Source organism: Microbacterium sp. R1 (genome assembly GCF_015159725.1).
In the GTDB taxonomy this organism is placed as follows: domain Bacteria; phylum Actinomycetota; class Actinomycetes; order Actinomycetales; family Microbacteriaceae; genus Microbacterium; species Microbacterium oxydans.
In genome coordinates this window covers 606,352-632,065 of sequence record NZ_JADDUD010000001.1, presented here as the reverse complement: position 1 = coordinate 632,065, position 25,714 = coordinate 606,352, and the positions used below count along the sequence as shown (strand labels likewise).

At 69.6% G+C, this 25,714-nt stretch carries 28 protein-coding genes and 1 pseudogene; 20 read left to right on the top strand and 9 right to left on the bottom strand.

What is annotated here, in order from left to right:
* The first annotated feature begins 182 nt into the window (after positions 1-182).
* The 3 genes from ILP86_RS03075 to ILP86_RS03065 all read left to right on the top strand — a co-directional run bounded on the left by ILP86_RS03075 (position 183) and on the right by ILP86_RS03065 (position 3,544).
* Positions 183-1,463, top strand: coding sequence for a M18 family aminopeptidase (locus tag ILP86_RS03075; protein ID WP_193761342.1), 1,281 nt, complete (start codon positions 183-185; stop codon positions 1,461-1,463).
* 78 nt (positions 1,464-1,541) lie between these two features.
* Positions 1,542-2,984 carry a cytosine permease gene (locus ILP86_RS03070; protein WP_193761341.1) on the top strand — a complete coding sequence of 481 codons (1,443 nt, stop codon included), beginning with the start codon at positions 1,542-1,544 and terminating at the stop codon, positions 2,982-2,984.
* Positions 2,981-3,544: a cysteine hydrolase family protein gene (locus tag ILP86_RS03065; protein WP_193761340.1), complete on the top strand. Its 564-nt coding sequence runs from the start codon at positions 2,981-2,983 to the stop codon at positions 3,542-3,544. Before ILP86_RS03070 ends, ILP86_RS03065 begins: the two co-directional genes overlap by 4 nt.
* Positions 3,545-3,569: 25 nt before the next feature.
* Here the strand turns inward: ILP86_RS03065 and ILP86_RS03060 are convergent, their stop codons facing one another.
* On the bottom strand, positions 3,570-4,280 hold the full coding sequence (locus tag ILP86_RS03060; RefSeq protein WP_046747725.1) for an MBL fold metallo-hydrolase: 711 nt from the start codon (positions 4,278-4,280) through the stop codon (positions 3,570-3,572).
* Between the two features lie 97 nt (positions 4,281-4,377).
* On the opposite strand from ILP86_RS03060, the gene ILP86_RS03055 reads away from it, so the two are divergent.
* Positions 4,378-4,902 carry a TetR/AcrR family transcriptional regulator gene (locus ILP86_RS03055; RefSeq protein WP_058632351.1) on the top strand — a complete coding sequence of 175 codons (525 nt, stop codon included), beginning with the start codon at positions 4,378-4,380 and terminating at the stop codon, positions 4,900-4,902.
* Between the two features lie 32 nt (positions 4,903-4,934).
* On the opposite strand, the gene ILP86_RS03050 is transcribed toward ILP86_RS03055, so the two are convergent.
* Together ILP86_RS03050 and ILP86_RS03045 are read right to left on the bottom strand one after the other, a co-directional pair.
* On the bottom strand, positions 4,935-6,308 hold the full coding sequence (locus ILP86_RS03050) for a pyridoxal-dependent decarboxylase (protein WP_193761339.1): 1,374 nt from the start codon (positions 6,306-6,308) through the stop codon (positions 4,935-4,937).
* A 25-nt stretch (positions 6,309-6,333) separates the two neighbouring features.
* Positions 6,334-7,023: a TetR/AcrR family transcriptional regulator gene (locus ILP86_RS03045; protein ID WP_193761338.1), complete on the bottom strand. Its 690-nt coding sequence runs from the start codon at positions 7,021-7,023 to the stop codon at positions 6,334-6,336.
* A gap of 67 nt (positions 7,024-7,090) precedes the next feature.
* Here ILP86_RS03045 and ILP86_RS03040 point away from each other — a divergent pair, with 67 nt between their 5' ends.
* The 6 genes from ILP86_RS03040 to ILP86_RS03015 all read left to right on the top strand — a co-directional run bounded on the left by ILP86_RS03040 (position 7,091) and on the right by ILP86_RS03015 (position 13,772).
* Positions 7,091-8,131 carry an agmatine/peptidylarginine deiminase gene (locus tag ILP86_RS03040; RefSeq protein ID WP_193761337.1) on the top strand — a complete coding sequence of 347 codons (1,041 nt, stop codon included), beginning with the start codon at positions 7,091-7,093 and terminating at the stop codon, positions 8,129-8,131.
* Positions 8,131-9,846 carry an amidase gene (locus ILP86_RS03035; RefSeq protein ID WP_193761336.1) on the top strand — a complete coding sequence of 572 codons (1,716 nt, stop codon included), beginning with the start codon at positions 8,131-8,133 and terminating at the stop codon, positions 9,844-9,846. The genes ILP86_RS03040 and ILP86_RS03035 overlap by 1 nt, the downstream gene beginning before the upstream one ends.
* Positions 9,847-9,907: 61 nt before the next feature.
* Positions 9,908-10,759 carry a tryptophan 2,3-dioxygenase gene (locus ILP86_RS03030; protein WP_058632347.1) on the top strand — a complete coding sequence of 284 codons (852 nt, stop codon included), beginning with the start codon at positions 9,908-9,910 and terminating at the stop codon, positions 10,757-10,759.
* Complete coding sequence (locus ILP86_RS03025) at positions 10,759-11,721, top strand: hydrolase (RefSeq protein ID WP_193761335.1); 963 nt, start codon at positions 10,759-10,761, stop codon at positions 11,719-11,721. The genes ILP86_RS03030 and ILP86_RS03025 overlap by 1 nt, the downstream gene beginning before the upstream one ends.
* Position 11,722: 1 nt before the next feature.
* The gene (locus tag ILP86_RS03020) at positions 11,723-12,961 is read left to right on the top strand and encodes a kynureninase (RefSeq protein WP_193761334.1); all 1,239 of its coding nucleotides are present in this window, start codon (positions 11,723-11,725) and stop codon (positions 12,959-12,961) included.
* Complete coding sequence (locus tag ILP86_RS03015) at positions 12,951-13,772, top strand: PaaX family transcriptional regulator C-terminal domain-containing protein (RefSeq protein ID WP_113680951.1); 822 nt, start codon at positions 12,951-12,953, stop codon at positions 13,770-13,772. The genes ILP86_RS03020 and ILP86_RS03015 overlap by 11 nt, the downstream gene beginning before the upstream one ends.
* A 5-nt stretch (positions 13,773-13,777) precedes the next feature.
* On the opposite strand, the gene ILP86_RS03010 is transcribed toward ILP86_RS03015, so the two are convergent.
* Positions 13,778-14,263: an FBP domain-containing protein gene (locus ILP86_RS03010; protein ID WP_058630742.1), complete on the bottom strand. Its 486-nt coding sequence runs from the start codon at positions 14,261-14,263 to the stop codon at positions 13,778-13,780.
* A 296-nt stretch (positions 14,264-14,559) separates the two neighbouring features.
* Between ILP86_RS03010 and ILP86_RS03005 the strand changes: the two genes are divergently transcribed.
* Positions 14,560-14,907: a hypothetical protein gene (locus tag ILP86_RS03005; protein WP_046747716.1), complete on the top strand. Its 348-nt coding sequence runs from the start codon at positions 14,560-14,562 to the stop codon at positions 14,905-14,907.
* 46 nt (positions 14,908-14,953) lie between these two features.
* On the opposite strand, the gene ILP86_RS03000 is transcribed toward ILP86_RS03005, so the two are convergent.
* Positions 14,954-15,331: a hypothetical protein gene (locus ILP86_RS03000; RefSeq protein WP_227750901.1), complete on the bottom strand. Its 378-nt coding sequence runs from the start codon at positions 15,329-15,331 to the stop codon at positions 14,954-14,956.
* A gap of 213 nt (positions 15,332-15,544) precedes the next feature.
* Here ILP86_RS03000 and ILP86_RS02995 point away from each other — a divergent pair, with 213 nt between their 5' ends.
* Entirely contained in the window at positions 15,545-15,751 is a 207-nt protein-coding gene (locus ILP86_RS02995) for a CsbD family protein (protein WP_046747714.1), read from the top strand.
* 76 nt (positions 15,752-15,827) lie between these two features.
* On the opposite strand, the gene ILP86_RS02990 is transcribed toward ILP86_RS02995, so the two are convergent.
* The gene (locus tag ILP86_RS02990) at positions 15,828-15,992 is read right to left on the bottom strand and encodes a hypothetical protein (protein ID WP_017201713.1); all 165 of its coding nucleotides are present in this window, start codon (positions 15,990-15,992) and stop codon (positions 15,828-15,830) included.
* Positions 15,993-16,115: 123 nt separating this feature from the next.
* Between ILP86_RS02990 and ILP86_RS02985 the strand changes: the two genes are divergently transcribed.
* The 7 genes from ILP86_RS02985 to ILP86_RS02955 all read left to right on the top strand — a co-directional run bounded on the left by ILP86_RS02985 (position 16,116) and on the right by ILP86_RS02955 (position 21,914).
* A complete protein-coding gene (locus tag ILP86_RS02985; protein WP_061015430.1) occupies positions 16,116-16,382 on the top strand; it encodes a Rho termination factor N-terminal domain-containing protein in 267 nt (88 codons plus the stop codon).
* Between the two features lie 8 nt (positions 16,383-16,390).
* A complete protein-coding gene (locus ILP86_RS02980; RefSeq protein WP_193761332.1) occupies positions 16,391-17,506 on the top strand; it encodes a YbdK family carboxylate-amine ligase in 1,116 nt (371 codons plus the stop codon).
* Between the two features lie 43 nt (positions 17,507-17,549).
* Entirely contained in the window at positions 17,550-18,947 is a 1,398-nt protein-coding gene (locus ILP86_RS02975) for an MFS transporter (protein ID WP_179515801.1), read from the top strand.
* Between the two features lie 55 nt (positions 18,948-19,002).
* On the top strand, positions 19,003-19,695 hold the full coding sequence (locus ILP86_RS02970; protein ID WP_061015427.1) for a DUF899 family protein: 693 nt from the start codon (positions 19,003-19,005) through the stop codon (positions 19,693-19,695).
* A 5-nt stretch (positions 19,696-19,700) separates the two neighbouring features.
* Positions 19,701-20,510 carry an endo alpha-1,4 polygalactosaminidase gene (locus ILP86_RS02965; RefSeq protein WP_227750900.1) on the top strand — a complete coding sequence of 270 codons (810 nt, stop codon included), beginning with the start codon at positions 19,701-19,703 and terminating at the stop codon, positions 20,508-20,510.
* A 133-nt stretch (positions 20,511-20,643) separates the two neighbouring features.
* Entirely contained in the window at positions 20,644-21,711 is a 1,068-nt protein-coding gene (locus tag ILP86_RS02960; protein WP_193761330.1) for an iron-containing redox enzyme family protein, read from the top strand.
* Positions 21,708-21,914 carry a CDGSH iron-sulfur domain-containing protein gene (locus ILP86_RS02955; protein ID WP_061015425.1) on the top strand — a complete coding sequence of 69 codons (207 nt, stop codon included), beginning with the start codon at positions 21,708-21,710 and terminating at the stop codon, positions 21,912-21,914. The genes ILP86_RS02960 and ILP86_RS02955 overlap by 4 nt, the downstream gene beginning before the upstream one ends.
* Before the next feature lie 13 nt (positions 21,915-21,927).
* Here ILP86_RS02955 and ILP86_RS02950 read toward each other — a convergent pair.
* Positions 21,928-22,802: pseudogene (locus ILP86_RS02950) on the bottom strand (heme o synthase).
* A gap of 6 nt (positions 22,803-22,808) precedes the next feature.
* On the bottom strand, positions 22,809-23,588 hold the full coding sequence (locus ILP86_RS02945) for a YggS family pyridoxal phosphate-dependent enzyme (protein ID WP_193761329.1): 780 nt from the start codon (positions 23,586-23,588) through the stop codon (positions 22,809-22,811).
* A gap of 78 nt (positions 23,589-23,666) precedes the next feature.
* Between ILP86_RS02945 and gabT the strand changes: the two genes are divergently transcribed.
* Positions 23,667-25,004: a 4-aminobutyrate--2-oxoglutarate transaminase gene (gene gabT, locus ILP86_RS02940; RefSeq protein WP_193761328.1), complete on the top strand. Its 1,338-nt coding sequence runs from the start codon at positions 23,667-23,669 to the stop codon at positions 25,002-25,004.
* A gap of 4 nt (positions 25,005-25,008) precedes the next feature.
* On the opposite strand, the gene ILP86_RS02935 is transcribed toward gabT, so the two are convergent.
* Positions 25,009-25,689: an HAD-IA family hydrolase gene (locus tag ILP86_RS02935; RefSeq protein WP_193761327.1), complete on the bottom strand. Its 681-nt coding sequence runs from the start codon at positions 25,687-25,689 to the stop codon at positions 25,009-25,011.
* Between the last annotated feature and the right edge of the window lie 25 nt (positions 25,690-25,714).

Here is a 25,714-nt window from a genome sequence, read left to right as displayed (position 1 = left end):
AGAGCCGTGGCGCCGCTCGGACCAGACGGGCGCGAACCCCGGAACCCTAGGCGCTATCGGGACCACGCTAACCCTCCGGGATGAACGGCCGGGAAACAGCGCGGGCGCGGGCCGCCGTCGTGGAGGACGCACGGAGACCCCGACTACGCTCGAAGGACCGCGCTCTCCAGGAAGGTCACGACATGCCCGTCACCCCCGCCGCTCTCGCCCACGCCGAGGACCTCGCCGATTTCGTCGCCGCCTCCCCGTCGAGCTACCACGCGGCGGCGGAGGTCGCCCGACGGCTCGACGCTGCGGGCTTCCACAGGCTGCACGAGGAGGACGCCTGGCCGACGACCGGTGGACGCTTCGTCGTCGTGCGCGACGGGGCGGCGATCGCCTGGGTCGTCCCCGAGGATGCTGCGGCGACGACGCCCGTGCAGATCTTCGGCGCGCACACCGACTCCCCGGGCTTCAAGCTCAAGCCGCAGCCGACGACCGGCTCGCGGGGCTGGCTGCAGGCCGCCGTCGAGGTGTACGGCGGACCGCTGCTGAACTCCTGGCTCGACCGCGAGCTGCGCCTCGCCGGGCGACTGGCACTGGCCGACGGCCGTGTCGTACTGGCGGACACCGGAGCTCTGCTGCGTCTGCCGCAGCTGGCGATCCACCTCGACCGCGGTGTGAACAACGGCCTCGCCCTCGACAAGCAGACCGAGACCCAGCCGGTGTGGGGACTCGGCGACCCGACCGAGGCCGACATCCTCGCCGAGCTCGCCTCCTCCGCCGGCGTCTCGGCCTCCGACATCCGCGGCTACGACGTGGTGATCGCCGACTCCGCCCGCGGAGCGGTGTTCGGCAAGGACAGCGCGTTCTTCGCGTCGGGACGCCTCGACGACCTCGCCTCGGTGCACGCCGGCGTGGTGGCCCTCGAAGCGCACACCCCTACTGCCGGAGCACCCATCGCGGTGCTCGCCGCCTTCGACCACGAGGAACTGGGTTCGGAGTCGCGCTCCGGCGCGGCGGGCCCCTTCCTCGAGGACGTGCTCGAACGCGTGTACGCCGGCCTCGGTGCCGACGGATCCGCACGCCGCCAGGCCTACGCGTCATCCTGGTGCCTGTCGAGCGATGTCGGACACTCCGTGCACCCGAACTACGCCGCCAAGCACGACCCCGTGGTGCAGCCGGTGCTCGGATCGGGACCGATCCTGAAGATCAACGCCAACCAGCGCTACGCCACGGATGCGGTCGGCACGGCATCGTGGCGTTCCTGGTGCGAGCGCGCCGGGGTCACGACGCAGGAGTTCGTATCCAACAACAGCGTGCCGTGCGGTTCGACCATCGGCCCGATCACGGCGACCAGGCTCGGCATCCGTACGGTCGACGTGGGCATCCCCATCCTGTCCATGCACTCCGCGCGAGAGCTCGCAGGGGTCTCGGACCTGCACGATCTGACCCGCACAGCGCAGTCCTTCTTCGCCGGCTAGGCCCCCGCCGGCCGCACACCGCGGCGGGGCCGCCGCCGAAACCGCCTGCGACCGCCTCGGCAGTGCCAGGATGTGAGCATGACGGACATCAAGCCGGCCCTCATCGAGCGTGCGGGCATCGAGATCATCCCCGAATCCGAGCGGACAGCGAAGCCGCGAGACCTGTTCTGGCCGTGGTTCGCCGCGAACGTGTCGGTGTTCGGCATGTCGTACGGGTCGTTCGTCCTCGGCTTCGGCATCTCGTTCTGGCAGGCGACGATCGTCTCGGTCATCGGCATCGTCGTGTCGTTCCTGCTCTGCGGGCTCATCGCGATCGCCGGCAAGCGCGGCTCCGCGCCGACGATGGTGCTCTCGCGGGCGGCCTTCGGCGTGCAGGGTCAGAAGGTGCCGGGCATCGTCTCGTGGCTCACCTCGATCGGCTGGGAGACGTTCCTCGCGATCATGGCCGTGCTCGCCACCGCCACCGTGATCACCCAGCTCGGAGGTGATGGAGACAGCATCGCGCTCAAGATCGTCGCCACCGTGATCGTCGCAGCGCTGATCGTCACGGCGTCCGTGCTCGGCTATCACACGATCATGAAGCTGCAGTCGGTGCTCACGTGGATCACCGGTGTCGTGACAGTGCTCTACATCGTGCTCGCCGCTCCGCAGGTGGACCTCGCGGTCGTGCTGGCCCGACCCGACGGCGGCGTCGGCCAGGTGATCGGCGCGCTCGTCATGGTGATGACCGGGTTCGGTCTCGGCTGGATCAACATCGCCGCCGACTGGTCGCGCTATCAGAAGCGCACCGCATCGGACGGGGCGATCGTCGCCTGGAACACGATCGGCGGATCGGTGGCACCGGTGATCCTCGTGGTGTTCGGCCTGCTGCTGGGCGGCTCCGACGAAGACCTCATGAACGCGATCGCCGTCGACCCCATCGGCGCGCTCGCCTCGATACTGCCGGTGTGGGTGCTCGTACCATTCCTGCTCACTGCGGTACTCGCCCTCGTCTCGGGCGCGGTGCTGGGCATCTACTCCTCCGGGCTCACGCTGCTCAGCCTCGGCATCCGGATCCCCCGCCCGTCCGCCGCAGCGATCGACGGGGTCATCCTCACGGTCGGCACGATCTTCGTGGTGTTCTTCGCGACCGACTTCCTCGGACCGTTCCAGAGCTTCCTGATCACGCTCGGCGTTCCCCTCGCCTCGTGGGCCGGCATCCTCATCGCCGACATCCTGCGCCGCCGGAAGGACTACGACGAAGAGGCACTGTTCGACCAGCGCGGACGCTACGGCGCGTGGGACTGGACCTCGATCGGCACGATGGTCGTCACCAGCGTGATCGGCTGGGGCCTGGTCGTGAACAACTTCGCCGAGGACGCAGCCTGGAACAACTGGCAGGGCTACCTGCTGTTCCTCATCGGCGGCCGCGACGGCGAGTGGGCCTATGCGAACCTCGGAGTGTTCTTCGCGCTGGTGCTCTCGTTCCTCGTGACCTACTTCGCGAGGGCGGCGAAGATCCGGCAGCAGGAGGCCGCGTGAATGCGTCCGCGACCACTGACACCTGGCTCGTGGTGATCGATCCGCAGACCATCTTCGCCGCGCCGGATTCCGCCTGGGGATCGCCGTTCTTCCCCGAGGTGATGCCGCGCATCCGCGCCCTGGCCGATGCTTTCGGCGATCGCGTGATCGTGACCCGCTGGATGCCGACCGCCGACCGGACGACGTCGTGGGGTGCGTACTTCGACGCCTGGCCCTTCGCGGACCAACCGCCGAGCGATCCCCTGTTCGCCCTCGTCCCCGACGCCGAGGCGCTCTCGCCGCACCCGAGCATCGACCTGCCGACGTTCGGCAAGTGGGGTCCGGAGCTCGAGCGGATCATCGGACGCGGCGGGCACGTCGTGCTCGCGGGCGTCTCGACCGACTGCTGCGTGATCTCGACCGCGCTGGCCGCCGCCGACGCGGGCGCACGCGTGACGATAGCGGCCGACGCCTGTGCCGGTTCGACCGCGGAGAATCACGCCGCGGCCCTGCGGGTGATGAGTCTCTACCCGCCGCAGATCACGATGAGTGACACCGCGACGGTGCTCGCGGCTCACTGACCCGCGCCGACCTGACCGCGGCGCGTCAGGCGGAAGCGCGGACCGCTGCGGCGATGTCGGAGGGGGAACCGTGCCAGGGCGCTCCGTGCCCCGGCAGCACCCACGCCGCCGACACGTCGGCGAGACGGTCGAGCGAGGCCAGTGCCTCCGCGGGCTCGTCGGTGAACGGTGCGGGTTGGGCGCCGGTGCGACCGGTGAGCACGTGACGGGTCGTCAGAGCATCGCCGACGAACACCGCGTCGACGGCGGGGACGTGCACCGCGATGCTCCCCGGCGAATGGCCGGGCATCCCGAGCACGACCGGCGCGCCCGGCAGGTCGATCACATCGCCGTCTGTCACCTCGGTCACGACCGACACGTGTGGCGTGCGCAGCGCGTTCTTGCGGAGTCCGTACGTGAGGAACCCGAGCGTCGGTCCGATCTTGGCCGGCCCCATGGGGGTCTTGGGCTTCTCGCCGGTGCGCACCCGATGGCTGTCGGCCTCGTGGATGAACACCGGTGCCCCGACCTCCTTCCGCAGCCGTTCGGCGAAGCCGATGTGGTCGCCGTCGCCGTGCGTCAACACGAGACCGCGGATATCGGACAGAGGGCGCCCGATCGTCGAGAGCTCGCGCTGCAGATCGTGCCAGTGCCCGGGGAGACCGGCGTCGATCAGGGTGATCCCCTCCGGCAGGTCGATGAGGTAGGAGGCGACGATGTCGTTGCCCAGTCGGTGCAGGTGCGGTGCGAGCTTCATGGCTGATCCTCTCGGGATGATTGCGATGGCTACGATACGTAGCTATCATGGCTAATGTCAATAGCCATGACAGTCCACAGCCGTCGCAGGAGGATCGATGCCGACACCCGAACGCACATCCACCGAGGAGATCGTCGCCGCCGGGCGGGAGATTCTCGAGGTCGCCGGTCCCTCCGGGCTCACGATGCAGGCCGTCGCAGAACGGGTGGGGGTCCGCGCCCCCTCGCTGTACAAGCGCGTGCGAGACCGTGACGCACTGCATTCCGCCGTCGCCGCAGCCTCGATCGACGCGCTCACCGCACGTCTCGAAGCCGCGGGCGACGACATCGGTGCGCTCGCGCACGCCTATCGCGACTTCGCGCACCGGCATCCGGAGGGCTTCCGCCTCATGTTCACGATCGCGGCCCCGCACGATGCCCTCGAACGGTCAGCCGCGCCCCTGATCCGCACCGCGTCCGCCCTGGTCGGGCAGGAAGACGCCCTCGACGCCGCGCGCTTCTTCACGGCGTGGGCCACGGGTTTCCTGCAGATGGAGCTGTCCGGGGCGTTCCGCCTCGGCGGCGACGTCGATCGTGCCTTCGAGTACGGCCTGCACCGTCTGCTGGCCGGAATCACCGCCTGACCTGCCCACGCTGCAGGTCGAGTCCGCCTCGCCTACCTCATGGTGTCGAGGATGCCGACGAGGTCTTCGAACGTGGTGAGCGGATTCAGGATCGCGAAGCGCGTGTTCGGACGACCGGCGTGGGAGCTGGGCACCACGAAGGCACGCTGCGAGTCGAGCAGAGCGGCCGACCAGCGGTCGTAGTCGGCGCGCTCCCATCCTTCGCGCTCGAACACCACGATCGACAGCTGCGGGTCGCGCACCAGCTTCAGTTCGGGGCGTCGGGCGATCTCGTCGGCGATCCGCCGGGTCAGAGCGAGACCGGCGCTCACGGCCTCGCGGTATGCCGTCACGCCGTACGTCGCGACCGAGAACCACATCGGCAGACCGCGCGGTCGACGAGTGAGCTGGATCGAATAGTCCGAGGGACTGAACTCGTCGACGTCGGTCAGGATGTCGAGGTACTCGGCGTGCTGCGTGTGCGCCCGACGTCCGCTGTCGGGGTCGCGGTAGATCAGGGCACAGCAGTCGAACGGAGCGAACAGCCACTTGTGCGGGTCGACGATGACCGAGTCGGCGCGCTCCACACCCGCGAACAGGTGCCGAGCCTCCGGGGCCAGCATGGCCGTGAGGCCGTAGGCGCCGTCGATGTGCAGCCAGAAGGCGAACTCGTCCTTGAGTGCGGCGATGCCGGCGATGTCGTCGACGATGCCGAAGTTCGTCGATCCCCCGGTCGCGACCACCGCGCAGATCTCGTCCCCGTGCTCGGCCAGCGCCTCGCGGACGCCCTCGGCACGCAGCACGCCGTCCTCTCCCGCCGGCACCAGCAGCACGTCGGCATCCATCACGCGCGCGGCCGACTTGTTCGAGGAGTGCGCCTCGACGCTGCAGAGGATCTTCCACCGGCTCGGCAGTTCCCTCCCCGCCGCGACCAGACGGGCTTTCGCCGCCTCACGGGCGGCCACCAGCGCCGAGAGGTTCCCGATCGTGCCGCCCTGCACGAAGACGCCACCGGCCGTGTCGGGGAGCCCGAACTCGCCGGCCAACCACGACAGCACCTCGTTCTCGGCGTGCACGGCCCCGGCCCCTTCGAGCCAGCTGCCGCCGTAGAGCCCGGAGGCCGACACGACGAGGTCGAAGGCGATGGCGGCCATGGTCGGCGCCGTCGGGATGAACGACAGGTACAGCGGATGACTCGTCGTCAGGCAGGCCGGGGCGAGCACATGCTCGAACACGCTGAGCGCCCGCGCCGCCCCCAACCCCGCGTCCGTGATGGTCGGCCCGACGAGGCGGTTCAGCTCGGCCTCGGACTGCGGCTTGTCGAGCGGCACATCGGCGGCGAGCATGCGGCGACGCGAGTAGTCGAGCACGGCATCGACGATCGCGGTCGATTCGGGCGAGGCCGCGTGCATGCGCACAGCATCCATGGGCGTTCCTTTACGTGTCAGCAGGTCAGGAGTCAGCAGGTCGGGAGTCAGCAGGTCGGGAGTCGGAGGATCGAGCACCGACGAGGGCATCGGGGGCGGCACTGTCCAGCACGGCGGACAGTGCGCGCCTGGCGAGGTCGGCACGGTCGCGCGGCGCCCACTTCACCAGCGAGTGCGCGTTCATGCCGTCGACCATCGCGAGCAGCAGCCATGCGGCCGTGTCGGCGCGACCCGCTTCGATCGCCCCGTCGGCGGCTGCGCGGGCGAAGATCCCCTCGAGCGCGCTCTGCCATCCGTCCATCTCCTGCCGCACACGGGCGGCGAGCGCCTCGTTGCGGGCACCGAGCGCCCACGCCTGCACCCAGATGAGGGTGACGTCGTCGCGGTCGGCGTCGAGAAGGGTCTCGATCAGGCGCAGCAGACCACCGCGCAGCTCAGCGGCGTCGCGGAACGGGCGGTCGTCGAAGGCGGAGATCACCTCTTCGCGCTCGGCCGCCACGATCGATCCGAAGACGTCGGCGACGAAGGCGTCCATCCCCGGTCGGTAGTGCGCGACGAGGGCGGGGGTGACACCCACTCTGGCGGCGATCGCACGGACGGTCAGGCTCTCCAGACCGCTTTCGCGGGCAAGGCCGAGCGCCCCCTCGAGGATCGAGTGATCGCGCTCCTGCGGCGACATCCGCCGAGCGGTCGCACCTGTTGACGTCGTCTTCATCAGGGGTTACCGTAACACCTGTTGATCGCATGTTCAATAGTCGGACCGGCCGCACGAGGAGACCACGATGAGCTGGCGCATGCCCACCGAGACCGCACGTCACGAGCGCACGTGGATGGCGTTCCCCGCGGAGGGAGAGACTCTCGGCGACACCGCAGCGGCGCGCGAAGAGGGCTATGCCACCTGGACCGCTGTCGCTCATGCCGTCGCCGAGTTCGAGCCCGTCTCGATGCTGGTCGACCCGAGCGAGCTCGCCAGGGCGCGGCGCATGCTCAGCAGCGGCATCGACATCGTGGAATCACCCGTCGACGAGTTCTGGATGCGCGATTCAGGGCCCACGTTCGTGGTCGACGACGAGCGTCCTGGTGTCCTCGGAGCGGTCGACTGGATCTTCAACGGGTGGGGCGCCCCGGAATGGGCGGAGTGGCGGAAGGCCGCACAGCACGCACGCATCGTGGCCGGCGCCGTCGGTGCCGAGCTGGTGAGCTCCGCCCTGGTGAACGAGGGGGGCGGCATCCACGTCGACGGAGAGGGCACTGTGCTCCTCACCGAGACCGTGCAGCTCGACCCCCGCCGCAATCCCTACGCCGACAAGCAGCGGGTGGAGGCCGAGATGTCCCGCACGCTCGGCGCCACGAAAGCGATCTGGCTCCCCCGGGGGCTCACGCGCGACTATGACGACTTCGGCACCAACGGCCATGTCGACATCGTCGCCACCATCGCCTGCCCCGGGCGACTGCTGCTGCACGACCAGCAGAACCCCGACCACCCCGACCACGCCGTCACCCGCGAGCTGCGTGCCCTGCTCTCGGAGCAGACGGATGCCGCCGGGCGCCGCTTCGAGGTGATCGGGCTGCCGGCTCCGTCGATGCTGAGCGACGACGAGGGTCCCGTCGACTGGAGCTACGTCAACCACCTCGTCACGAACGACGGCGTAGTGGCGTGCGGCTTCGGCGAGGACAAGGCCGATGCCGCAGCACGCGAGATCCTCGCCGACGCCTACCCCGGCCGCCGGGTCGTCACGGTGGATGCACGTCCGCTGTTCGACCGCGGCGGTGGCATCCACTGCATCACCCAGCAGCAGCCGGCGCTCGACGGACTCCGCTGATGGTCGACGTGGTCGAGGCGTCCATCGCCGACCTGCGCCGCGCCCTCGAGACAGGGGATACGACGGCCGTCGCGCTGGTCGACGCGTATCTCGCACGCATCGCCGCGTACGACGCCCCCGCCACCGAGACCGCCCTGAACGCGGTCATCGTCGCGAACGCGGATGCACGGGACGAGGCCGCGGCCTCTGACGCACGCCGCGCCAGGGGCGAGGCTCGCGGTCCCCTCGACGGCATCCCGTACACCGCGAAGGACAGCTACCTCGTACGCGGGCTCACGGCCGCCGCAGGGAGTCCGGCATTCGCACAGCTCGTCGCTCAGCGCGACGCCTTCACGATCGAACGACTGCGCGCGGGGGGAGCGATCTGCCTCGGGCTGACGAACATGCCCCCGATGGCGAACGGCGGCATGCAGCGCGGTGTCTACGGCCGAGCCGAGAGCCCCTACAACGCCGCCTTCCTCACGGCCCCCTTCGCCTCGGGGTCGTCGAACGGATCAGGCACGGCGACGGCGGCGAGCTTCGCGGCCTTCGGACTCGGCGAGGAGACCTGGTCGAGCGGACGCGGGCCGGCCACCAACAATGCGCTGTGCGCCTACACGCCCTCACGCGGGGTGATCTCGACCCGCGGCAATTGGCCTCTCGTGCCGACGATGGACGTCGTGGTGCCGCACACCCGCACCATGGCGGACCTCCTCGAGGTGCTCGACGTGATCGTGGCCGACGATGCGGAGGTCCGTGGCGACTTCTGGCGCGCGCAGCCGTGGGTGCAGCTGCCCGCCGCATCCTCCCTCCGGCCGGAGTCGTATCCGGCGCTCGCGACGGAATCCGCCCTCCCCCTCGTCGGCGCCCGCATCGGCATCCCCCGGATGTACATCAACGCCGACCCGGATGCCGGCAGTGCCGAGAATCCCGGAGTCGGCGGCCCGACGGGCCGGCGCATCGAGACACGGGCGAGCATCATCGAATGCTGGGAGGCGGCGCGCCACGATCTCACCGCCGCGGGAGCGACCGTGGTCGAGGTGGACTTCCCCGTCGTCTCGAATTACGAGGGCGACCGACCGGGCGCACACACCATCGCCACCCGCGGCCTCGTGTCACCCGGATACCTGCACCGCGAGATCGTCGACCTCTCGGCATGGGCGTGGGAGGACTTCCTCCGGGCGAACGGCGATCCGGCCCTGCACTCGCTCACCGAGATCGACGGGGCGACGATCTTCCCGCATCCGGACGGCGCACTCCCCGACCGCTACACGGGCTTCGACGACGACATCGCCGAGTACCCCGGTTGGGTGCGCGACAACCCCGGCGTCGGGATCGCGGACATGCCCGAGCTCGAAAGCGGTCTGCGCGGCCTGGAGGAGACGCGTCGCCGCGACCTCGAAGTCTGGATGGACGTGCTGCGGCTCGATGCCGTCGTCTTCCCCGCGGTCGCGGATGTGGGTCCGGCTGACATGGACGTGAACCCGGAATCGGCCGACCTCGGGTGGCGCAACGGCGTGTGGATCGCGAACGGCAACCTCGCGATACGCCACCTCGGCATCCCGACGGTCACGGTGCCGATGGGGCTGATGGGCGACATCGGCATGCCGATCGGGCTGACGTTCGCGGGACGGGCCTACGACGACACGAGGCTGCTGCGCTTCGCCGCGGCATTCGAGGCTCTCGGCCGACCGGGAACACGGCGCACGCCGCCGCCCCGCACTCCCGCGCTCTGAATCCCGGAGGCATGACATAACACTCCTGTGACGCTCGCCACGAAAGTGATATGTTCGGCAGATGCACACCGAGAACGAACGCGCCCTCGAATCCGGCATCGTCACCGACCTGTCTGGGCGCATGACGTACGGCTCGTACCTGGCACTCGACCAGCTGCTCACCGCGCAGCACCCGGTGAGCGAACCCGAACACCACGACGAGATGCTGTTCATCATCCAGCACCAGACCACGGAGCTGTGGCTCAAGCAGCTGCTGCACGAGCTGTCGTCCGCGCGTCAGCTGCTGGCCAGGGACGACCTGCGCGAAGCTCTGAAGCGCATCGCCCGCGTGAAACGCATCCAGGACGTGATGACGCAGCAGTGGTCGGTGCTCGCGACGCTGACGCCCACCGAGTACGCGCAGTTCCGTGGGGCGCTCGGCAACTCCTCCGGATTCCAGTCCGTGCAGTACCGCGCCGTGGAGTTCGCCCTCGGCAACAAGAACGCGAAGATGTTGAGTGTGTTCGCCGACCACCCGGCCAACCTCGCGCTGCTCACCGCCGAGTGGGAGAAGCCGACGCTGTACGACGAGTTCCTGCGCTTCGCCGCCCGCCGCGGACTGCCGGTCCCGACGGAGATCCTCGAGCGTGACGTGCGGGAGCCCTATCGGGAGACACCGGCACTGGTGCCGGCGATCCGCGAGATCTACCAGGACCCGAGCCGTTACTGGGATCTGTACGAGGCCTGCGAAGACCTGGTCGACCTCGAGGACAACTTCCAGTTCTGGCGGTTCCGACACCTCAAGACCGTCGCTCGCACGATCGGCATGAAGGTCGGCACCGGCGGCTCCAGCGGCGTCGGCTTCCTGCAGCGCGCCCTGGATCTCACGTTCTTCCCCGAGCTCTACACCGTGCGCACGGAGATCGGCAGCTGATGCACGCTGCGACGTTCTTCGACGGGAGCGCGTGGCGCGAGGGCGTCGTCGAGCTCGTCGACGGACGTGTGCGCCTGCGCGGCGAGCGCCCCACCCCCGGACTCCCCCGCATCGGAGGTGTCATCACGGGCGGATTCACCGACCACCACGTGCACCTGCAGCTGGTGGACCACACTCTGCTGGCAGGGTCTCGCCTCGGCCGTGTGGTCGACCTCGGCGGAAACCCCGAGGTGCTGCGTCAGCTCACGCCCACCGCCCGCCACCACGTCGAGATCGACTTCGCCGGGGCGTTCCTGACCGCTCCTGGTGGCTACCCCTCCGACCGGGACTGGGCGCCGGAGGGATCGGTCCGCGAGATCACGGACGCGGACTCTGCCGCAGCCACGGTCTCCGGGATGGCGGATGCGGGTGCCACCTGCATCAAGGTCACCAGCAACAGCGGCGCAGGGCCGGTCTTCACCGACGAGCTGTTCCGCGCGATCGTCCGGGTCGCGGCCGACCACGACCTCCCCGTCGTCGCGCACGCCGAAGGTGCGGGTGAAGCGCAGCGGGTGGTAGATCTCGGCGCGGCCAGGCTCGCCCACGCCCCGTTCACGGAGCGCCTCGACGATGACGAGATCGTGCGTCAGGCGGCCTCCGCCTCGTGGATCTCGACGCTCGCGATCCACGACGACCCCGAGCGTGCGACCGCGATCGACAACGTGCGCCGGTTCCACGCCGCGGGCGGCACCGTGCTCTACGGCACCGACCTGGGCAACGGACCGATGCCTGTCGACCTTAACCCGCACGAGGTCGGTGCCCTTCGCGAGGCCGGAGTCGACGACGCGGCCCTCCTGCGAGCGCTCGCCCCCGTGGATCCGCTCGACTCCGGATCGGTGCTCCTGCTCCTCCCCGTCAGCAGTTCCTCGTCGTTCGACCCCCTCGACGCCCGCCCCCTCACCCCCGCCGACCTGAAGGTGTGACATGACCACGACTCCCGACGCCTCCCTGCTCGAGCACGCTCGCGCCCTCGATGGGAACGACCCGCTGCGCGCTCACCTCGACGCCTTCTCCGAGGCACCGGGCGTCGACGCGTATCTCGACGGCAACTCGCTCGGGCGCCCGCTGCGCGACATGCCGGAGAAGCTCGCGGCCTTCGTACGCGACGACTGGGGCACGCGGTTGATCCGGTCCTGGGACGAGCAGTGGATGGCGCTGCCGATGGAGCTGGGTGACCGCATCGGACGCGTCGCGCTGGGCGCCGCGGCCGGCCAGACCGTGGTGGCCGACTCGACGAGTGTGCTGATCTACAAGCTCATGCGTGCCGCCGCTGCCGCCGACCCCGCGCGCACCGAGCTCGTGATCGAGGCGGGCAACTTCCCCACCGACCGCTTCCTCGCCGAAGGCGTCGCGGCGGAGACCGGGATGACGCTGCGCTGGATCGAGCCCGACCCCGTGCACGGGGTGTCGGTCGCCGATGTCGAGGCCGTCCTCTCCGAGCGCACCGCCCTGGTGTCGCTGAGCCACGTCGACTACCGCTCGGGGGCTCTGGCCGACATGCCGGGCATCACCGCGGCTGCGCACGGCGTCGGCGCCCTGATGATGTGGGACCTGTGCCACTCGGCCGGCGTGATCCCGATGCAGCTCGACGAGTGGGGTGTCGACATGGCCGTGGGCTGCACCTACAAGTACCTGAACGGCGGGCCGGGCTCGCCCGCCTTCGCTTACCTGCGCCGCGGTCTCCAGGGCGTGCTGCGTCAGCCGATCCAGGGATGGTGGAGTGCGGCGGACATCTTCGCGATGGGACCGGAGTACGTGCCTTCCGGCGACATCCGCCAGCTGCTCAGCGGCACCCCTCCCGTCATCTCGATGCTGGCCATGCAGGGAATGCTCGACCTCATCGAGCAGTCCACGATCGCGGGCGTGCGGGCCAAGTCGCAGTCGTTGACCGATCTCGCGGTCCGCGCCTACGACGAGGTGCTCGCTCCTCTCGGCGTCCGCCTGCTCAGCCCTCGCGACGCCGAGCAGCGGGGTGGCCACGTGACGATCGGTCACCCGGACTTCCGCGAGGTCACGCGGCGGCTGTGGTCCGACGGCATCATCCCCGACTTCCGGTTCCCGGACGGCATCCGCCTGGGTCTCTCCCCCCTGAGCACCTCGCACGTCGAGACCGTCACCGGTGTGCTCGCCGTACGCGATGCGCTGGAGTCCGGTGACCTCTGACATCGCTCCCACCCCCGTGCTCGACGACATCGACGCACGCCCCGGCAGCATCGCCTCGTTGCTGCGGACCTTCATCGGCGTCTTCCTCCGTCCGCTCGGCGGGTGGATCTCCGCTGCCGACCTGGTCGCGTTCGCCGGTGACCTCGGCATCGACGCTGCCGCGGCGCGCACGGGTATCGCACGCCTGAAGCAGAAGGGGCTGCTGCTCGGCGCACGGGAGGGGCAGATCGGCTACCGGCTCAACCCGGCGGCGATCCCGATGCTGGAGCGCGGCGACAGGCGCATCTTCGAGATGCAGGAGATGACCGACGCCGACCCCTGGTGCCTGGTGTCGTTCTCGATCCCGGAGAGCGCCAGGAGCGTGCGCCACCAGTTGCGGCGAAGACTGCAGTGGATCGGAGCGGGCATCGTGTCCCCCGCCCTGTGGATCTGCCCCGGCCACCTTCAGGCCGAGGTGGAGCAGATCCTCGACGACCTCGACGCGCGTCGGTGGGCGACGCTGTTCCCCGCATCGGCTCCGCTGCCCGCCGGCACCCTGGTCGACGCGGCAGCGCAGTGGTGGGATCTGGAGGCGCTGCGCGAGGAGCACCTCGCCTTCCAGAACTCCCTCACGACGCTGCCCCGCGAGCCGTTCGCCGCGTACGTGCAGCTGATCGACCGCTGGCGGGTGCTGCCATACACCGACCCGGGGCTTCCCCCGTCGATGCTGCCGCCCGGCTGGCCCGGCCGTCGCAGCTTCGACGAGTTCGCGCGTCGGTCGGCGGAGCTGGCGGCACCCGCCTGGGCGCACGTGCGATCGAGGGTGTCCTAGCCCGTTCAGCCCGCCACTGCGGCGAGGAAGCCTGCCACGTGCTCCTGCAGCCGGAGGATGCGCAGGTCGCGGGCGAACTCCCGGTCGAACCCCTGATAGGCCAGCGGCGGCAGGATCCGCACGTTGCGGTTGCAGCCGAACTCGGCACAGGTGAGCACGCCGACGGTGTCGCCCTTGCGCCCGGCGGGTCCCGCCTTCCGGGCCACGTACAGCTGCACATCATTGCGGAGCGTCACGTCTTCGCACCAGGAGCACTGTGCCCTGGCGATCACACGCTGCTCAGCGCGCTGCAGGAAGACGCCGACGGGTGCGTCGTCGATCCAGGTGACGACGTAGGCACGGCGGGGCATCTTCGGGTCGGCCCAGCCGAGGAAGTCGAGACGGTCGAAGTCGATCTCGGCGAAACCGGGCGGCAGGGTCAGGTCGGACACCTCTTTGCGGGAGGCGTTGAGGAAGGAGGCGCGGATTGCGCGCTCGTCGATGGGACGCATGAGGGTGAGTGCTTTCAGAGAGGTCGCCGCGAAGGCGAATCGACAGGAGGAAGGCCCGGCAGTGACCACCGGGTACGACACGGCACCGGGGACGGGGATTCCGCCTCCGGTGGGTCCTCAGCCTCTGTCTGCGGCGCGGAAGGCGCCTGCAGCTCCGCTCTGCGCCGCGAGGGCGCTCATCGACGACAGCACCCGGCGAGCTTACACCCGTTTGTTTCCGTCCGTGTCGGCTCCTCTGGGCGTCGCAGGACGACCGACCTAGTCTTTCCGGAACGACGAACGAGAAGGAGTCCCCCGTGTCCACGCCGCTGAACCGCCTTTCGCCCCTCCCGGTGCGCGAGCGTGCAGCGTGCATGTGCAGTCACGGCGGCCGGTGCTCGTCCTTCGCCCCCGGCCACGCCCTGCACCTCATCCAGGCGCGGATCGCCTCGGCGACGCCGTCCGAATGGATCGATGCGCTGGTCGAGCAGGCCGACGCCGTCTCCGGCGACCTCGTCGTGCGCACGCTCGACGGCGAAACGCACACGCTGTGGAACGGGGCAGGTGCGGCACTCGAAGCTGCCGCGGGAACCCCGGTCGCGTTGCACCAGCGCTATGGAGTGCTGGCCGTCGGCGGCACGCAGTTCAACGTCGCGACCGTCTGATCACTCGCACCCACCTGCGACGGCGTCACCGCCGGACCGGCTCGTCTCAGGCGCTCGCCATCAGCATGTCCTTCATGGCGGAGCAGGCGTCCATGCACGCCTCGCACGCCTGAGCACACATCCGGCACGCCTCGCTGTCGTCCGCGTGCCGAGCGCAGGCATCCATGCACGCCTTGCACATCGCGATGCAGGCGTTCAGCATCGCCATCATCGAGGCAGGGGTCATCCCCTGCATCCGCATCATCGACCGCATCATGGTGTTGCACATGTCGGCGCAGTTCATGCAGGCCGGTGCGCAGTCCATCAGCTGCGTCGAGCACACCGTGCAGGCCTGCTCGCAGGCGGCGCACGCATCCATGCACGCCTGCATGACCGCCATGTCCATCATCTGCATGTCGGGCATCGACTCCATGTTGTTCGACATGGCGCCCATCATCATCGAGTCCATCGCACACCGCTTCCTGGTCGAGTCCGCGGGCAGGACCACCCGCCTGGCGCCAGGCTAGTCCTTCGACGCCCGTGCGTCGATGGCGTCGGAACATTGTCATGTGCGCGGCGGATTGTCAATCCCGTGGCCGCTTCCCTCGGGACATGAGAGCCTCGGAGTTAATCGATCCGACGAGGAGAGGAGCACCGCATGAGTGCTGCAGACGACATCAAGAACGCCGCCGAGAAGGCCGCCGGAAAGGTCAAGGAAGGCGTCGGAAAGCTCACCGACAACGAGAAGCTCGAAGCGGAGGGCAAGGCCGACCAGGTCAAGGCCTCCGCGAAGCAGGCCGGGGAGAACGTGAAGGACGCCGCCCAGAAGACGGGCGAGAACGTCCGGGACGCGTTCGAGAAGTAACAGGCCCCGGACACCGAAGAGGTGAGGTCCGCCGATGGGCGGGCCTCACCTCGATGGGGTCAGACCTACTGCGTTGTCAGACCTTGCGGCTGCCGCTGATCGCTCGGATCAACCAGGCGATCACCGCGATCGCGAGGAGGACGAGTCCGACCCACAGGAGGAACTGGAGCGACTGCACCAGTCCTCCGGTGATCGCGAGGATCACGGCGACGACGATGACGATGATCAGGAGGATGTTCATCGGTCTTTCCCTTCTTTCGGCAGGCGCGGACGCCCGACTGTGGTGCCTTCACGCTATCCGCGGAGGGACTTCTGTCAGAGGGGGTTGACTTCGGCCCCCCGAGTGCGCGAAGGAGGAGATTTCATGCCAGGACGACGCAACAACTCGCTGAAGGATCCCGAGCTGTATGAGGAGCTCAGGGACGACGGCGCCTCGAAGGAGAAGGCGGCGCGCATCTCGAACGCCGCGGCGAGGGAAGGTCGCAGCGCGGTCGGCCGACGCGGCGGGGAGCACGGCGACTACGAGGACTGGACGGTCAAGGAGCTGCGCGCGCGGGCGAAGGAGCTCGGTCTGACCGGTTACAGCGGCAAGCGGAAGTCCGAGCTGATCTCCGCGCTCAGGAATCACTGAGGACGGGGATGCCCCGCTTCGGCATCGAGGAGGAGTTCCTCTTCCTCGATGAGCACTCGCTGGCGCCCGTGAGTCTCGCCGCCGGCACACGCGAGCGCATCACCCGCCTCAGCACGGGAGGCGAGGTCACGCAGGAGTACCTGACCTCGCAGATCGAGTGCCTCACCGAACCGGTATCGACGGCTGAGGCCGCCACGGAGCAGCTGTCGCACCTGCGCGGACTCATCGGGTGGCACGCCGGCGACCAGCACGCCATCGCCGCCGGCACCGGCACACCGTTCGCCACGACGCGCTCCTCAGCGGTGTCGCCCTCACCGCACTACGACAAGGTCGCCGCGCACCTCGGACACCTCACGCGCGACCACGAGGTCAACGGTCTCCATGTGCACGTCGAGGTCACCGACGACGAGGAGAGGGTGCGTGCGCTCGACCGCGTGCGCGGGTGGCTCCCCGTGCTGCTGGCTCTCACCGGTAACAGCCCGTTCGTGCACGGCCGCGACTCCGGCTTCGCCAGCTGGCGCAGCATCCTGATCCGTCGGCTGCCCTCGTCGTGGACGCCCCCGCACTTCCGCGACTACGACGCCTACCGCGCGGATGTGCAGCGACTCATCGACGTGGGTGCCATCGCCGATGCGGCCTCGCTGTCGTGGTCGGCGCGGTTGTCGGAGCGGTATCCGACGGTCGAGCTCAGGGTCTTCGACGCGCAGCTCTCCGCCCAGGACGCGGTGTTCGCAGCGCTCCTCTCCCGCGCGATCGTGCTCACCGACGATCTGCCGCACGCGGACATCGGCGTGGACGGCATCGACGCCTCGATGTGGACGGCCGCGCGGCACGGCATGGCCGCCCGTCTGCTCGATCCGGCGACCGGGAAGCCGGAGGACGCGTGGCTGCTTGCCGACCGGCTGCTGGCAGCGATCGCTCCCGCGCTCCGCGAGCTCGACGACGAGGACAGGGTCCGCGACGGGATCGCCCGGCTGCGTGCGTCCGGCACGGGCGCTGATCGCCAACGCCGGGCCGCCGCGGATGGCGGGCCGTCGAAGCTCGCCGAGCTCCTGCGCGCAGGGACGCCGTCACCGCTCCCGGCGGATCCCCCTGTACTCACGGTCTCCACGCCCACACCATGAGGCGCCCGGCCCCGACGTCGGCCACCGGGAGTAGTGTCGGCCTGTGGCCACCTTCGCCCCGCTCCAAAGACTCGTCATCTCGATCGCGGTGCTCGCGTCGTTCGTGACCTTCCTCGACGGCACGGTCGTGAACGTCGCACTCCCGGCGATCAGTCGCGAGCTCGGCGGCGGCATCACCACCCAGCAGTGGGTCGTCGACGCCTACCTGATCACGTTGAGCGCCCTGATCCTGCTGGCCGGATCGGTGTCCGACGCCTATGGCCGGGTGCTCGTCATGCGCATCGGACTCATCGCCTTCGGGATCGCCTCGATCGCCGTGGCGGCGGCTGTCGATCCGCTCATGCTGATCGTCGCCCGCGCCGCGCAGGGCGCCGCCGGTGCCCTGCTCGTACCGAGCTCGCTCGCCCTCATCACGGCCACCATGCGGGCCGACGTGCAATCGCGCGCCATCGGCGTCTGGACGGCCTTCACCACGGGGGCGCAGCTGGTCGGTCCGCTGCTCGGGGGACTGTTCGTCGACTACCTCTCGTGGCGCTTCGTGTTCCTCATCAACGTCATCCCGATCGGGATCACCCTGCTGCTCCTCGCCCGGTTGCATCTGCCGGAGCACCCCCGCGGCGTCAAGGTCGACTGGTGGAGCGGGGCCCTGTGCGCGATCGGGCTCGGGGCCGTCGTCTTCGCACTCATCGAGCAGCCCAACATGGGGTGGCAGTCGCCCGCGATCTGGATCCCCGCGATCGCCGGCGCCGCATTGTTCGGACTGTTCCTGTGGCGGCAGCAGCACTCCGCCTCGCCGCTCATGCCGCTCTGGCTGTTCCGGGTGCGCGACTTCGGGTGGGGCAACCTCGCGACGCTCTTCGTCTACGCAGCACTGTCGCTCAACGGCTTCGTGGTCGGGGTCTACCTGCAGCAGGGCGCAGGACTCAGCGCCACCGCCGCGGGCCTGGCGAGTCTGCCGATGACGATCCTGATGATCCTGATCAGCTCGCGTGCTGGTCAGTGGGCCGGCAGGTGGGGACCCCGCATCTTCATGACGGTCGGCCCGTTGCTGATGGCCGTCGGCGCTCTGATGCTGCTCCTCGTGTCCGCAGACTTCGACTACTGGTGGCAGGTTCTGCCGGCGATGATCGTGATGGGTCTCGGCCTCTCGCTCACGGTCGCACCGCTCACGGCCGCGATCCTCGGTGCCATCGACGAGAACCATTCGGGCATCGCCTCGGCCGTCAACAACGCGGTATCTCGTGTGGCCGGGCTGCTCGTCGTCGCGATGCTGTCGACCATCGTCGGCGGCACTCTCGACCTCGACGGGTTCCACAGCGCCGCCTGGGTCACGGCCACCCTGCTCGTGATCGGCGGCGTGGTGTCGTGGATCGGCATCCGCCGCAATCCGAGCGAGGCGCTCCCCGCCGACACCGCATCGACGGGACCGCTCCCGCATTGACCGTGTCCCCGGCCGCGCGCAGACTGGACGCATCGCTCAGCATCCGGAGGTCACCGTGAGCACAGCACAGCCCCTTCCCCCTGTCGTCGACGCCGAGACCTGGCGCCGTGAGCTCGACGAGTTGCGCGTGCGCGAGAAGGCCGCGACCAGGGAGCTCGACGCGATCGCCGCGCAACGACGACGCCTGCCCATGGTCGAGCTGCCCGACTACACGCTGGTCGGCGCCGAGGGTCCGGTACGCCTGGCCGATATCTTCGACGGACGATCCCAGCTGATCGTCTACAACCACATGTGGTCGGACGGCAGCGAATGGCAGTGTCCCGGCTGCACCGGCTTCACCTCGCAGTTCACGCGGCTCGACGTGCTCGAGCGCTACTACGACGCGCGCTTCGTGATCGTGACGAACGGTCCGATCGAGGAAGCCCTGGCCTACCGCGAACGCGTGGGCAACCGCATGCAGTGGTACTCGAGCGCCGACAGCACGTTCGGGGCCGATGTGGACGCCCCGCCGAACGCGGGGTTCGGCGTGAACGTGTTCCTGCGCGACGGCGACACCGTGTACCGCACCTGGCACACCGACGGCCGCGGCACGGAGCGGCTGAGCTACCTGCAGGGTCTTGTCGATCTGCTCCCCTACGGTCGACAGGAGCAATGGCAGGACGTTCCGGAGGGATGGCCCCAGCATCCGACCTATGCGCAGGGCATGGGGTCGAAGGAGATCGCGGAGCTGTACGGAGCGGCACGCTGAATCGGTTGCTCCGGAGTGCCTGGCCAGCGGCCGGCGTCGCCCTCCTCCTCACTCTCGGCGGGTGCGCGGCGCCCGCGGACCCGCCGTCCTCCGTCGCCCTTCCTCCCTCCGGCGCCACGCCGGACTATCAGCTCGGCGGGGCCTACGATCCGTCCTCCGGCGTCGGCGTGGTCGGGCGCGACCGCACCGCGGAGCCCGCGGCCGGTGTGTACTCGGTCTGCTACGTCAACGGATTCCAGACACAACCGGGAGAACTCGACACCTGGCCCGATGATCTGCTGCTGCAGCGCGACGGACATGTCGTCTTCGACCCGGACTGGCCCGACGAGGCGCTGCTCGACACGTCGACCGCGCAGCGCCGGGAGCAGATCGCCGACACCGTGATCCCCTGGATCGAGCACTGCGCGGATGACGGGTTCGATGCCGTCGAGTTCGACAACCTCGACTCGTACTCGCGGTCGAAGGGAGCCCTCTCGCTCGATGACAACCTCGCGCTGGCCGCACTCCTCGTCGAGGCGGCGCACGATGTGGGGCTGGCAGCGGGACAGAAGAACGCCGCCGAGGATGCCCCCGCGCTGCAGGAGCACGCCGGCTTCGACTTCGCGGTGACCGAGGAGTGCGCGGCGTACGAGGAGTGCGCGGCGTACACCGATGTCTACGGCGAGCGCGTGATCGACATCGAGTACACCGATGAGCTTCCGCGGCCCTTCGCCGAGATGTGCACGGACGACGCCTCGCCGGCATCGATGGTGCTGCGGGACCGCGACCTCGTCACCCCCGACGACGACGGCTACGCATTCGAGTCCTGCCGGTAGCCGGCTCCGTGCATCCGCGCGGGCTTCCATGCCTGCCCCGCTTGCCCGGTCGATGCGCGCTCGTCAAGTCCCTGGCCCGATCTCATCCGAGCCCGCAGGATACGAGGGTCCGCATCGATCAGGAGCACGACACATGACCTCTTCCGCCACGGCGACTGTACCGGCATCACCCCGGGCGTCCGCACCGAGACTCCCCTTCCACGACCGCGGCCCGGTGAGCCGCGCCGTCATCTCGCATCTCACCGGAGTCGATCGTCACGCCGACCACGCCGCTCTCGCCGACGAAGCCGCAGCGGCCTGCGCTGACGTCTCCCGTGACGACGACATCCAGCTCGCCCTCTTCGTGCTCTACGCATCCGCCTACGGATCACTGTCGGCACTCGATCCCGAGCTCGAGTGGGACCCGGCGCTCCTCGCGACCCGCCGCACGCTCGAGTCGGCGTTCGAGCGGGAACTGCGCGCGAGAATCCCGATGCCGGAGCTGCCGGAGCCGACCGTGGACGCCGTCGGGCGGGCGCTCTTCGCACTCGCCGAAGCGGACACCGGCCCGAGCCTCTCTCGTTACTTCGTGAAGAAGGCCACGAAGTCCCAGGCGCGGGAGATGCTCATCCAGCGCTCGGCGTACACGCTCCGCGAGGCGGACCCGCACTCCTGGGCGATTCCCCGACTCGACGGACGGGCCAAGGCGGCTCTGGTCGAGATCCAGTCCGACGAGTACGGCGGCGGCCGACCGCACCGCGTGCACGCCGCCCTCTTCGCGCGCGCCATGCGCGCAGCCGGCCTGGATGACACCTACGGCGCGTACGTCGACGATCTCCCCGCCGTCACCCTCGCGTCGCTCAACATGATGTCGATGTTCGGACTCAACCGTCGGCTCGTCGGATCGATCGTCGGTCATCTGGCAGCCTACGAGATGACCTCGTCCATCCCCTGCCGCCTGTATGCCGACGGTCTGCGCCGCCTGGACTTCCCCACCGACGTCACGGCGTACTTCGACGAGCACGTCGAGGCCGACGCCGTGCATGAGCAGATCGCCGCCCGAGACCTCGCAGGCAGCCTCGCCGAGGACCACCCGGAGCTGCTGCCAGACATCATGTTCGGTGCAGCCGCCTGCTTGACGGTGGACGGATGGGGAGGCGCACACATCCTGGAGGCCTGGTCGGCGGATTCCTCTTCGCTGCGCACGAGGGCGTCATCATGAGCGCGGACCACGAACCGGCGACGATCACTCCGTACCCGGACGGTCCGCTGCTCGTCCGCGGTGCCGTCGAGCTGCACGCCGCCGACGGCACGCCGATCCCCTCCCACCGCCGCACCGTCGCGCTGTGCCGCTGCGGACTGTCGGCCCTCAAGCCCTTCTGCGACGGCACACACAAGCCCGCAGGCTTCCGCACCGAGGACTGAAGGCGCCGCGCACTCAGGGCGTCAGCAGAGGATCGACGCCCACCGCGAGGAACAGTGCGGCGAGGTAGACGATCGACGCCCGGAAGACGAGCATCGGGCGCAGCTCGCCACCCCGCCGAGCCCGTGACCGCATCAGCGACGCGGACACCACGAACCCCGCGCCCGCCCCAGAGCCACCGTCCAGTACAGCAGGCTCACCTCCGCGACGAAGGGCAGGATGAGCGAGCACACGACCGTCACCACCGCGAAGCCGATCACCCTGATGGCGACGAACGACGGCGGGCGCGTGGCACCGAGCATGGGGACGCCGGCCCGGCGGTAGTCGTCTCGGTAACGGATCGAGAGCGGCCAGTAGTGCGCAGGCGTCCAGAAGAACACCACCAGGAACAGGATCACCGCCGGCCATTCGAGAGCGCCGCGCACCGCGGTCCAGCCGACGAGCACGGGCATGCACCCAGCGACCCCGCCCCAGACGATGTTCTGCTCGGTGCGACGCTTCAGCAGCAGGGTGTAGAAGACCACGTACAGCACGAGGCCGGCGGTGGACAACGCGGCGGGCAGGGTGCCGACGAAGGTGAGCATCGACCCCACGGAGGAGATTCCGAGCACGGTCGCGAAGATCAGACCGGCGCGCGCGGACACGACGCCCGTGACCAGGGGGCGCCGGGCCGTGCGCTCCATGACCGCATCGCTCTCGCGCTCGAAGTACATGTTGAACGCCCCGGCGGAACCGGCACTCAGTGCCCCGCCCACGAGCACCGCGCCCAGGAGAGCGATGTCGGGCCGTCCGTCGGCGGCGAACACCATGACGGGGATCGTGGTGACGAGGAGGAGTTCCAGGATGCGGGGTTTGGTCAGTTCGAGGTAGGCGCGAACGGTCCGCAGCACGTGTCGTCAGCCTTCCGGCCAGTAGTGACTGTCTGGCAGCGCGCGGGCACCGAAGATCGCCTGTCCGACGCGCACGCACGTGGCGCCCTCCTCGACGGCGATCTCGTAGTCCCCGGACATCCCCATCGACAGCTCGCCCGCCCCGATGAGGTCGGGCGCGTCTTGTCTGGCCTGGTCCCGCAGCGTGCGCAGCAGCGAGAAGCACTCGCGCACCCTGGCGTCGTCCGGGGTGAGGATGGCGAGGGTCATCAGTCCCCGCACGCGGAGCGTCCCATAGGAGGGCAGTGCCTCCAGGAACGCGGGAAGCTCCTCCGGTGGCATCCCGAACTTGGAATCCTCGGCCGAGGTGTTCACCTGCACGAAGACGTCGAGGCTGCGGCCGGCGGCCTGCAGACGTCGGTCGAGCGCCTCGGCCACCCGCAACCGATCGAGAGCCTGGAACTCGGTGGCGAACGCGGCCACATCTCTGGCCTTGTTGGTCTGCAGGTGCCCGATGATCGACCACGACACATCGAGGTCGGCGGTCTCCCCGTTCTTGCGCACTGCCTCCTGCACCTTGTTCTCGCCCAGCAGCCGCATGCCCGAGCGGATCGCGACGCGGACGCGCTCGGTCGGGACCGTCTTGCTCACCGGGAGCAGGGTCACCTCACGCGGATCGCGCCCCGCCCGCCGCGCTGCCTCGGCGATGCGCGATTCGACGCTCGCGAGGTTATGCCGGAAGTCGTCGACGGTGACCGCCGTGGGGTAGCGCTCGTCGGCGCCGATCGGTGCATCCAACTTTGACATAGGTCAAACACTAACATAGTCTTAGGCCGTTTCGTCGGCGATGTCCGCCGCTCACCGCCGCTCACCGAAGGAGCCCCCATGTCCGCGCCCCGCGTGCTTCCCGATCACTCCTCCGCCCCGTTGCTGCTGACCGATGTGCCGGGACCGCGCAGTCGAGCCCTCCACGAGCGACGCAGGCAGACCGTCGCCCGAGGAGTCGGCAGCGTGCTGCCGGTGTACATCGCGCACGCGGACGGCCCCTGGGTCACCGACGTGGACGGCAATCGCCTCCTCGACCTCGGCAGCGGCATCGGCGTCACCACGATCGGACACGGGAATCCCGCCGCCGTCGCGGCCGCCGCCGCGCAGCTCGAGCAGGTGACGCACACGCTCTTCACCGTCACGCCGTACGAGGGGTACGTCAGGCTGGCCGAGCGCCTCTCCGAGAAGACCCCCGGCGATCACGAGAAGCGCTCGGTGTTCGTGAACTCGGGCGCGGAGGCCGTCGAGAACGCGGTCAAGATCGCTCGACGGCACACCGGCAGGCGCGCGGTCGCCGCCCTCGACCATGCCTTCCACGGACGCACCAACCTCACTCTCGCCATGAACCACAAGGCCGCGTACGGCACCGGGTTCGGCCCCTTCTCGTCCGACATCCACCGCGTGCCCAACTCCTACCCGTACCGGGACGGCCTCTCCGGGGAGCAGGCGGCGGAGCGCACGATCGCCCACCTCGAGCAGCGCATCGGCACCTCCGACCTGGCCGCCGTCATCGCAGAGCCGATCCAGGGCGAGGGCGGGTTCGTGGTCCCCGCCGACGGCTATCTGCCCGCACTGCAGGACTGGTGCACGCGCAACGGTGTGGTGTTCATCGCGGACGAGATCCAGACCGGGCTCGGACGCACGGGGACGTGGTTCGCGAGCGAGCACTTCGACGTCGTCCCCGACCTCGTCCTCACGGCCAAGGGCATCGCAGCAGGACTCCCACTCGCTGGCGTCACCGGACGCGCCGACATCATGGACGCCCCCGACCCCGGCGGCCTCGGCGGAACCTTCGGCGGCAACCCCGTCTCCATCGCCGCGGCCCTGGCCGTGTTCGATGAGCTCGAGCACGGCCCCTTCTTCGCGGAAGCCCTGCGCATCGGAGGCAGCCTCCGGCAGCACCTCACCACCCTCGCCTCGCACCACCCCTTGATCGGAGATGTGCGCGGGATCGGCGCCATGTACGCCTTCGAACTCACCGATCCCGCCACCTCGCGCCCCGCCGCGGGAGCCGCCTCCGCGATCGCGGCCTACGCGGCCCAGCACGGCATCCTGCTGCTGACGGCCGGCAGCGACGCGAACGTCATCCGATTCCTGCCGACTCTCACGACCACCGACGATCAGATCGAGGTCGCGATGGACGTGATCGACCGAGCACTGGCGACACTCGCCTGACGACTCAGCCGGGTGCACCCGTCGCGTCGATGACGAGTGCGCCCTCCCGCCAGCACACGCGGTGGAGGTCGGGCACGACCAGGTCGGGGTCGCCTCCCGACGACGCCGCTCCGACCCCGACGACGAACCCGGCACCCGCCGCGCGCGCCGAGCGGATCCCCGGCACGGAGTCCTCGAACACGATGCAGTCCTCAGCGCGGCGCGCCAGCAGGTAGGCGCCGAGAAGATAGGGGTCGGGTTCCGGCTTCCCCCGGGGAACGTCTTCCGCCGCGACCAACGCCGGTGGAAGCGCGATACCGGAGCTGCGCAACCGCGCCAGAGCCACGGCGCGGTTGCTGCTCGTCACCACCGCCCAGCGGTCGCGCGGAAGCGCACCCACCAGCCGCGACGCTCCTCCGACCTCCCGGGTGTGCACGGCCGCCTCGACCTCCAGCGCGACCAGTTCCGCCGTGGCCTCTTCCGCGGCCTCCCGCCCCACCAGGCCGGCCACGACCTCGCTCGGCCGCATGCCGTGCGGCGCATCGCGCAGGAAGTCGAAGGAGGGAGCATGCCGGCGGGCCCAGGCATCCCAGGCGGGCGCTGCGGCCAGGACCGAGTCCACGAGGACGCCATCGCAGTCGAACAGCAGTCCGGCCGGTCCGAACTCCCAGGAATCCCCGCTGCGCACGTGTGATAATTTTGGCATAGGTCAAAGCTAGCACCGGCACGGG

Excerpts from the sequence above, each read along its gene's own strand:
- ILP86_RS03075 (WP_193761342.1), top strand. The coding sequence starts at position 183 with ATGCCCGTCACCCCCGCCGCTCTCGCCCACGCCGAGGACCTCGCCGAT.
- ILP86_RS03070 (WP_193761341.1), top strand. The coding sequence starts at position 1,542 with ATGACGGACATCAAGCCGGCCCTCATCGAGCGTGCGGGCATCGAGATC.
- ILP86_RS03060 (WP_046747725.1), bottom strand. The coding sequence starts at position 4,280 with ATGAAGCTCGCACCGCACCTGCACCGACTGGGCAACGACATCGTCGCC.
- ILP86_RS03055 (WP_058632351.1), top strand. The coding sequence starts at position 4,378 with ATGCCGACACCCGAACGCACATCCACCGAGGAGATCGTCGCCGCCGGG.
- ILP86_RS03050 (WP_193761339.1), bottom strand. The coding sequence starts at position 6,308 with ATGGATGCTGTGCGCATGCACGCGGCCTCGCCCGAATCGACCGCGATC.
- ILP86_RS03045 (WP_193761338.1), bottom strand. The coding sequence starts at position 7,023 with ATGAAGACGACGTCAACAGGTGCGACCGCTCGGCGGATGTCGCCGCAG.
- ILP86_RS03040 (WP_193761337.1), top strand. The coding sequence starts at position 7,091 with ATGAGCTGGCGCATGCCCACCGAGACCGCACGTCACGAGCGCACGTGG.
- ILP86_RS03035 (WP_193761336.1), top strand. The coding sequence starts at position 8,131 with ATGGTCGACGTGGTCGAGGCGTCCATCGCCGACCTGCGCCGCGCCCTC.
- ILP86_RS03030 (WP_058632347.1), top strand. The coding sequence starts at position 9,908 with ATGCACACCGAGAACGAACGCGCCCTCGAATCCGGCATCGTCACCGAC.
- ILP86_RS03025 (WP_193761335.1), top strand. The coding sequence starts at position 10,759 with ATGCACGCTGCGACGTTCTTCGACGGGAGCGCGTGGCGCGAGGGCGTC.
- ILP86_RS03020 (WP_193761334.1), top strand. The coding sequence starts at position 11,723 with ATGACCACGACTCCCGACGCCTCCCTGCTCGAGCACGCTCGCGCCCTC.
- ILP86_RS03010 (WP_058630742.1), bottom strand. The coding sequence starts at position 14,263 with ATGCGTCCCATCGACGAGCGCGCAATCCGCGCCTCCTTCCTCAACGCC.
- ILP86_RS03000 (WP_227750901.1), bottom strand. The coding sequence starts at position 15,331 with ATGTCGAACAACATGGAGTCGATGCCCGACATGCAGATGATGGACATG.
- ILP86_RS02995 (WP_046747714.1), top strand. The coding sequence starts at position 15,545 with ATGAGTGCTGCAGACGACATCAAGAACGCCGCCGAGAAGGCCGCCGGA.
- ILP86_RS02990 (WP_017201713.1), bottom strand. The coding sequence starts at position 15,992 with ATGAACATCCTCCTGATCATCGTCATCGTCGTCGCCGTGATCCTCGCG.
- ILP86_RS02985 (WP_061015430.1), top strand. The coding sequence starts at position 16,116 with ATGCCAGGACGACGCAACAACTCGCTGAAGGATCCCGAGCTGTATGAG.
- ILP86_RS02980 (WP_193761332.1), top strand. The coding sequence starts at position 16,391 with ATGCCCCGCTTCGGCATCGAGGAGGAGTTCCTCTTCCTCGATGAGCAC.
- ILP86_RS02960 (WP_193761330.1), top strand. The coding sequence starts at position 20,644 with ATGACCTCTTCCGCCACGGCGACTGTACCGGCATCACCCCGGGCGTCC.
- ILP86_RS02955 (WP_061015425.1), top strand. The coding sequence starts at position 21,708 with ATGAGCGCGGACCACGAACCGGCGACGATCACTCCGTACCCGGACGGT.
- ILP86_RS02945 (WP_193761329.1), bottom strand. The coding sequence starts at position 23,588 with ATGTCAAAGTTGGATGCACCGATCGGCGCCGACGAGCGCTACCCCACG.
- gabT (WP_193761328.1), top strand. The coding sequence starts at position 23,667 with ATGTCCGCGCCCCGCGTGCTTCCCGATCACTCCTCCGCCCCGTTGCTG.
- ILP86_RS02935 (WP_193761327.1), bottom strand. The coding sequence starts at position 25,689 with ATGCCAAAATTATCACACGTGCGCAGCGGGGATTCCTGGGAGTTCGGA.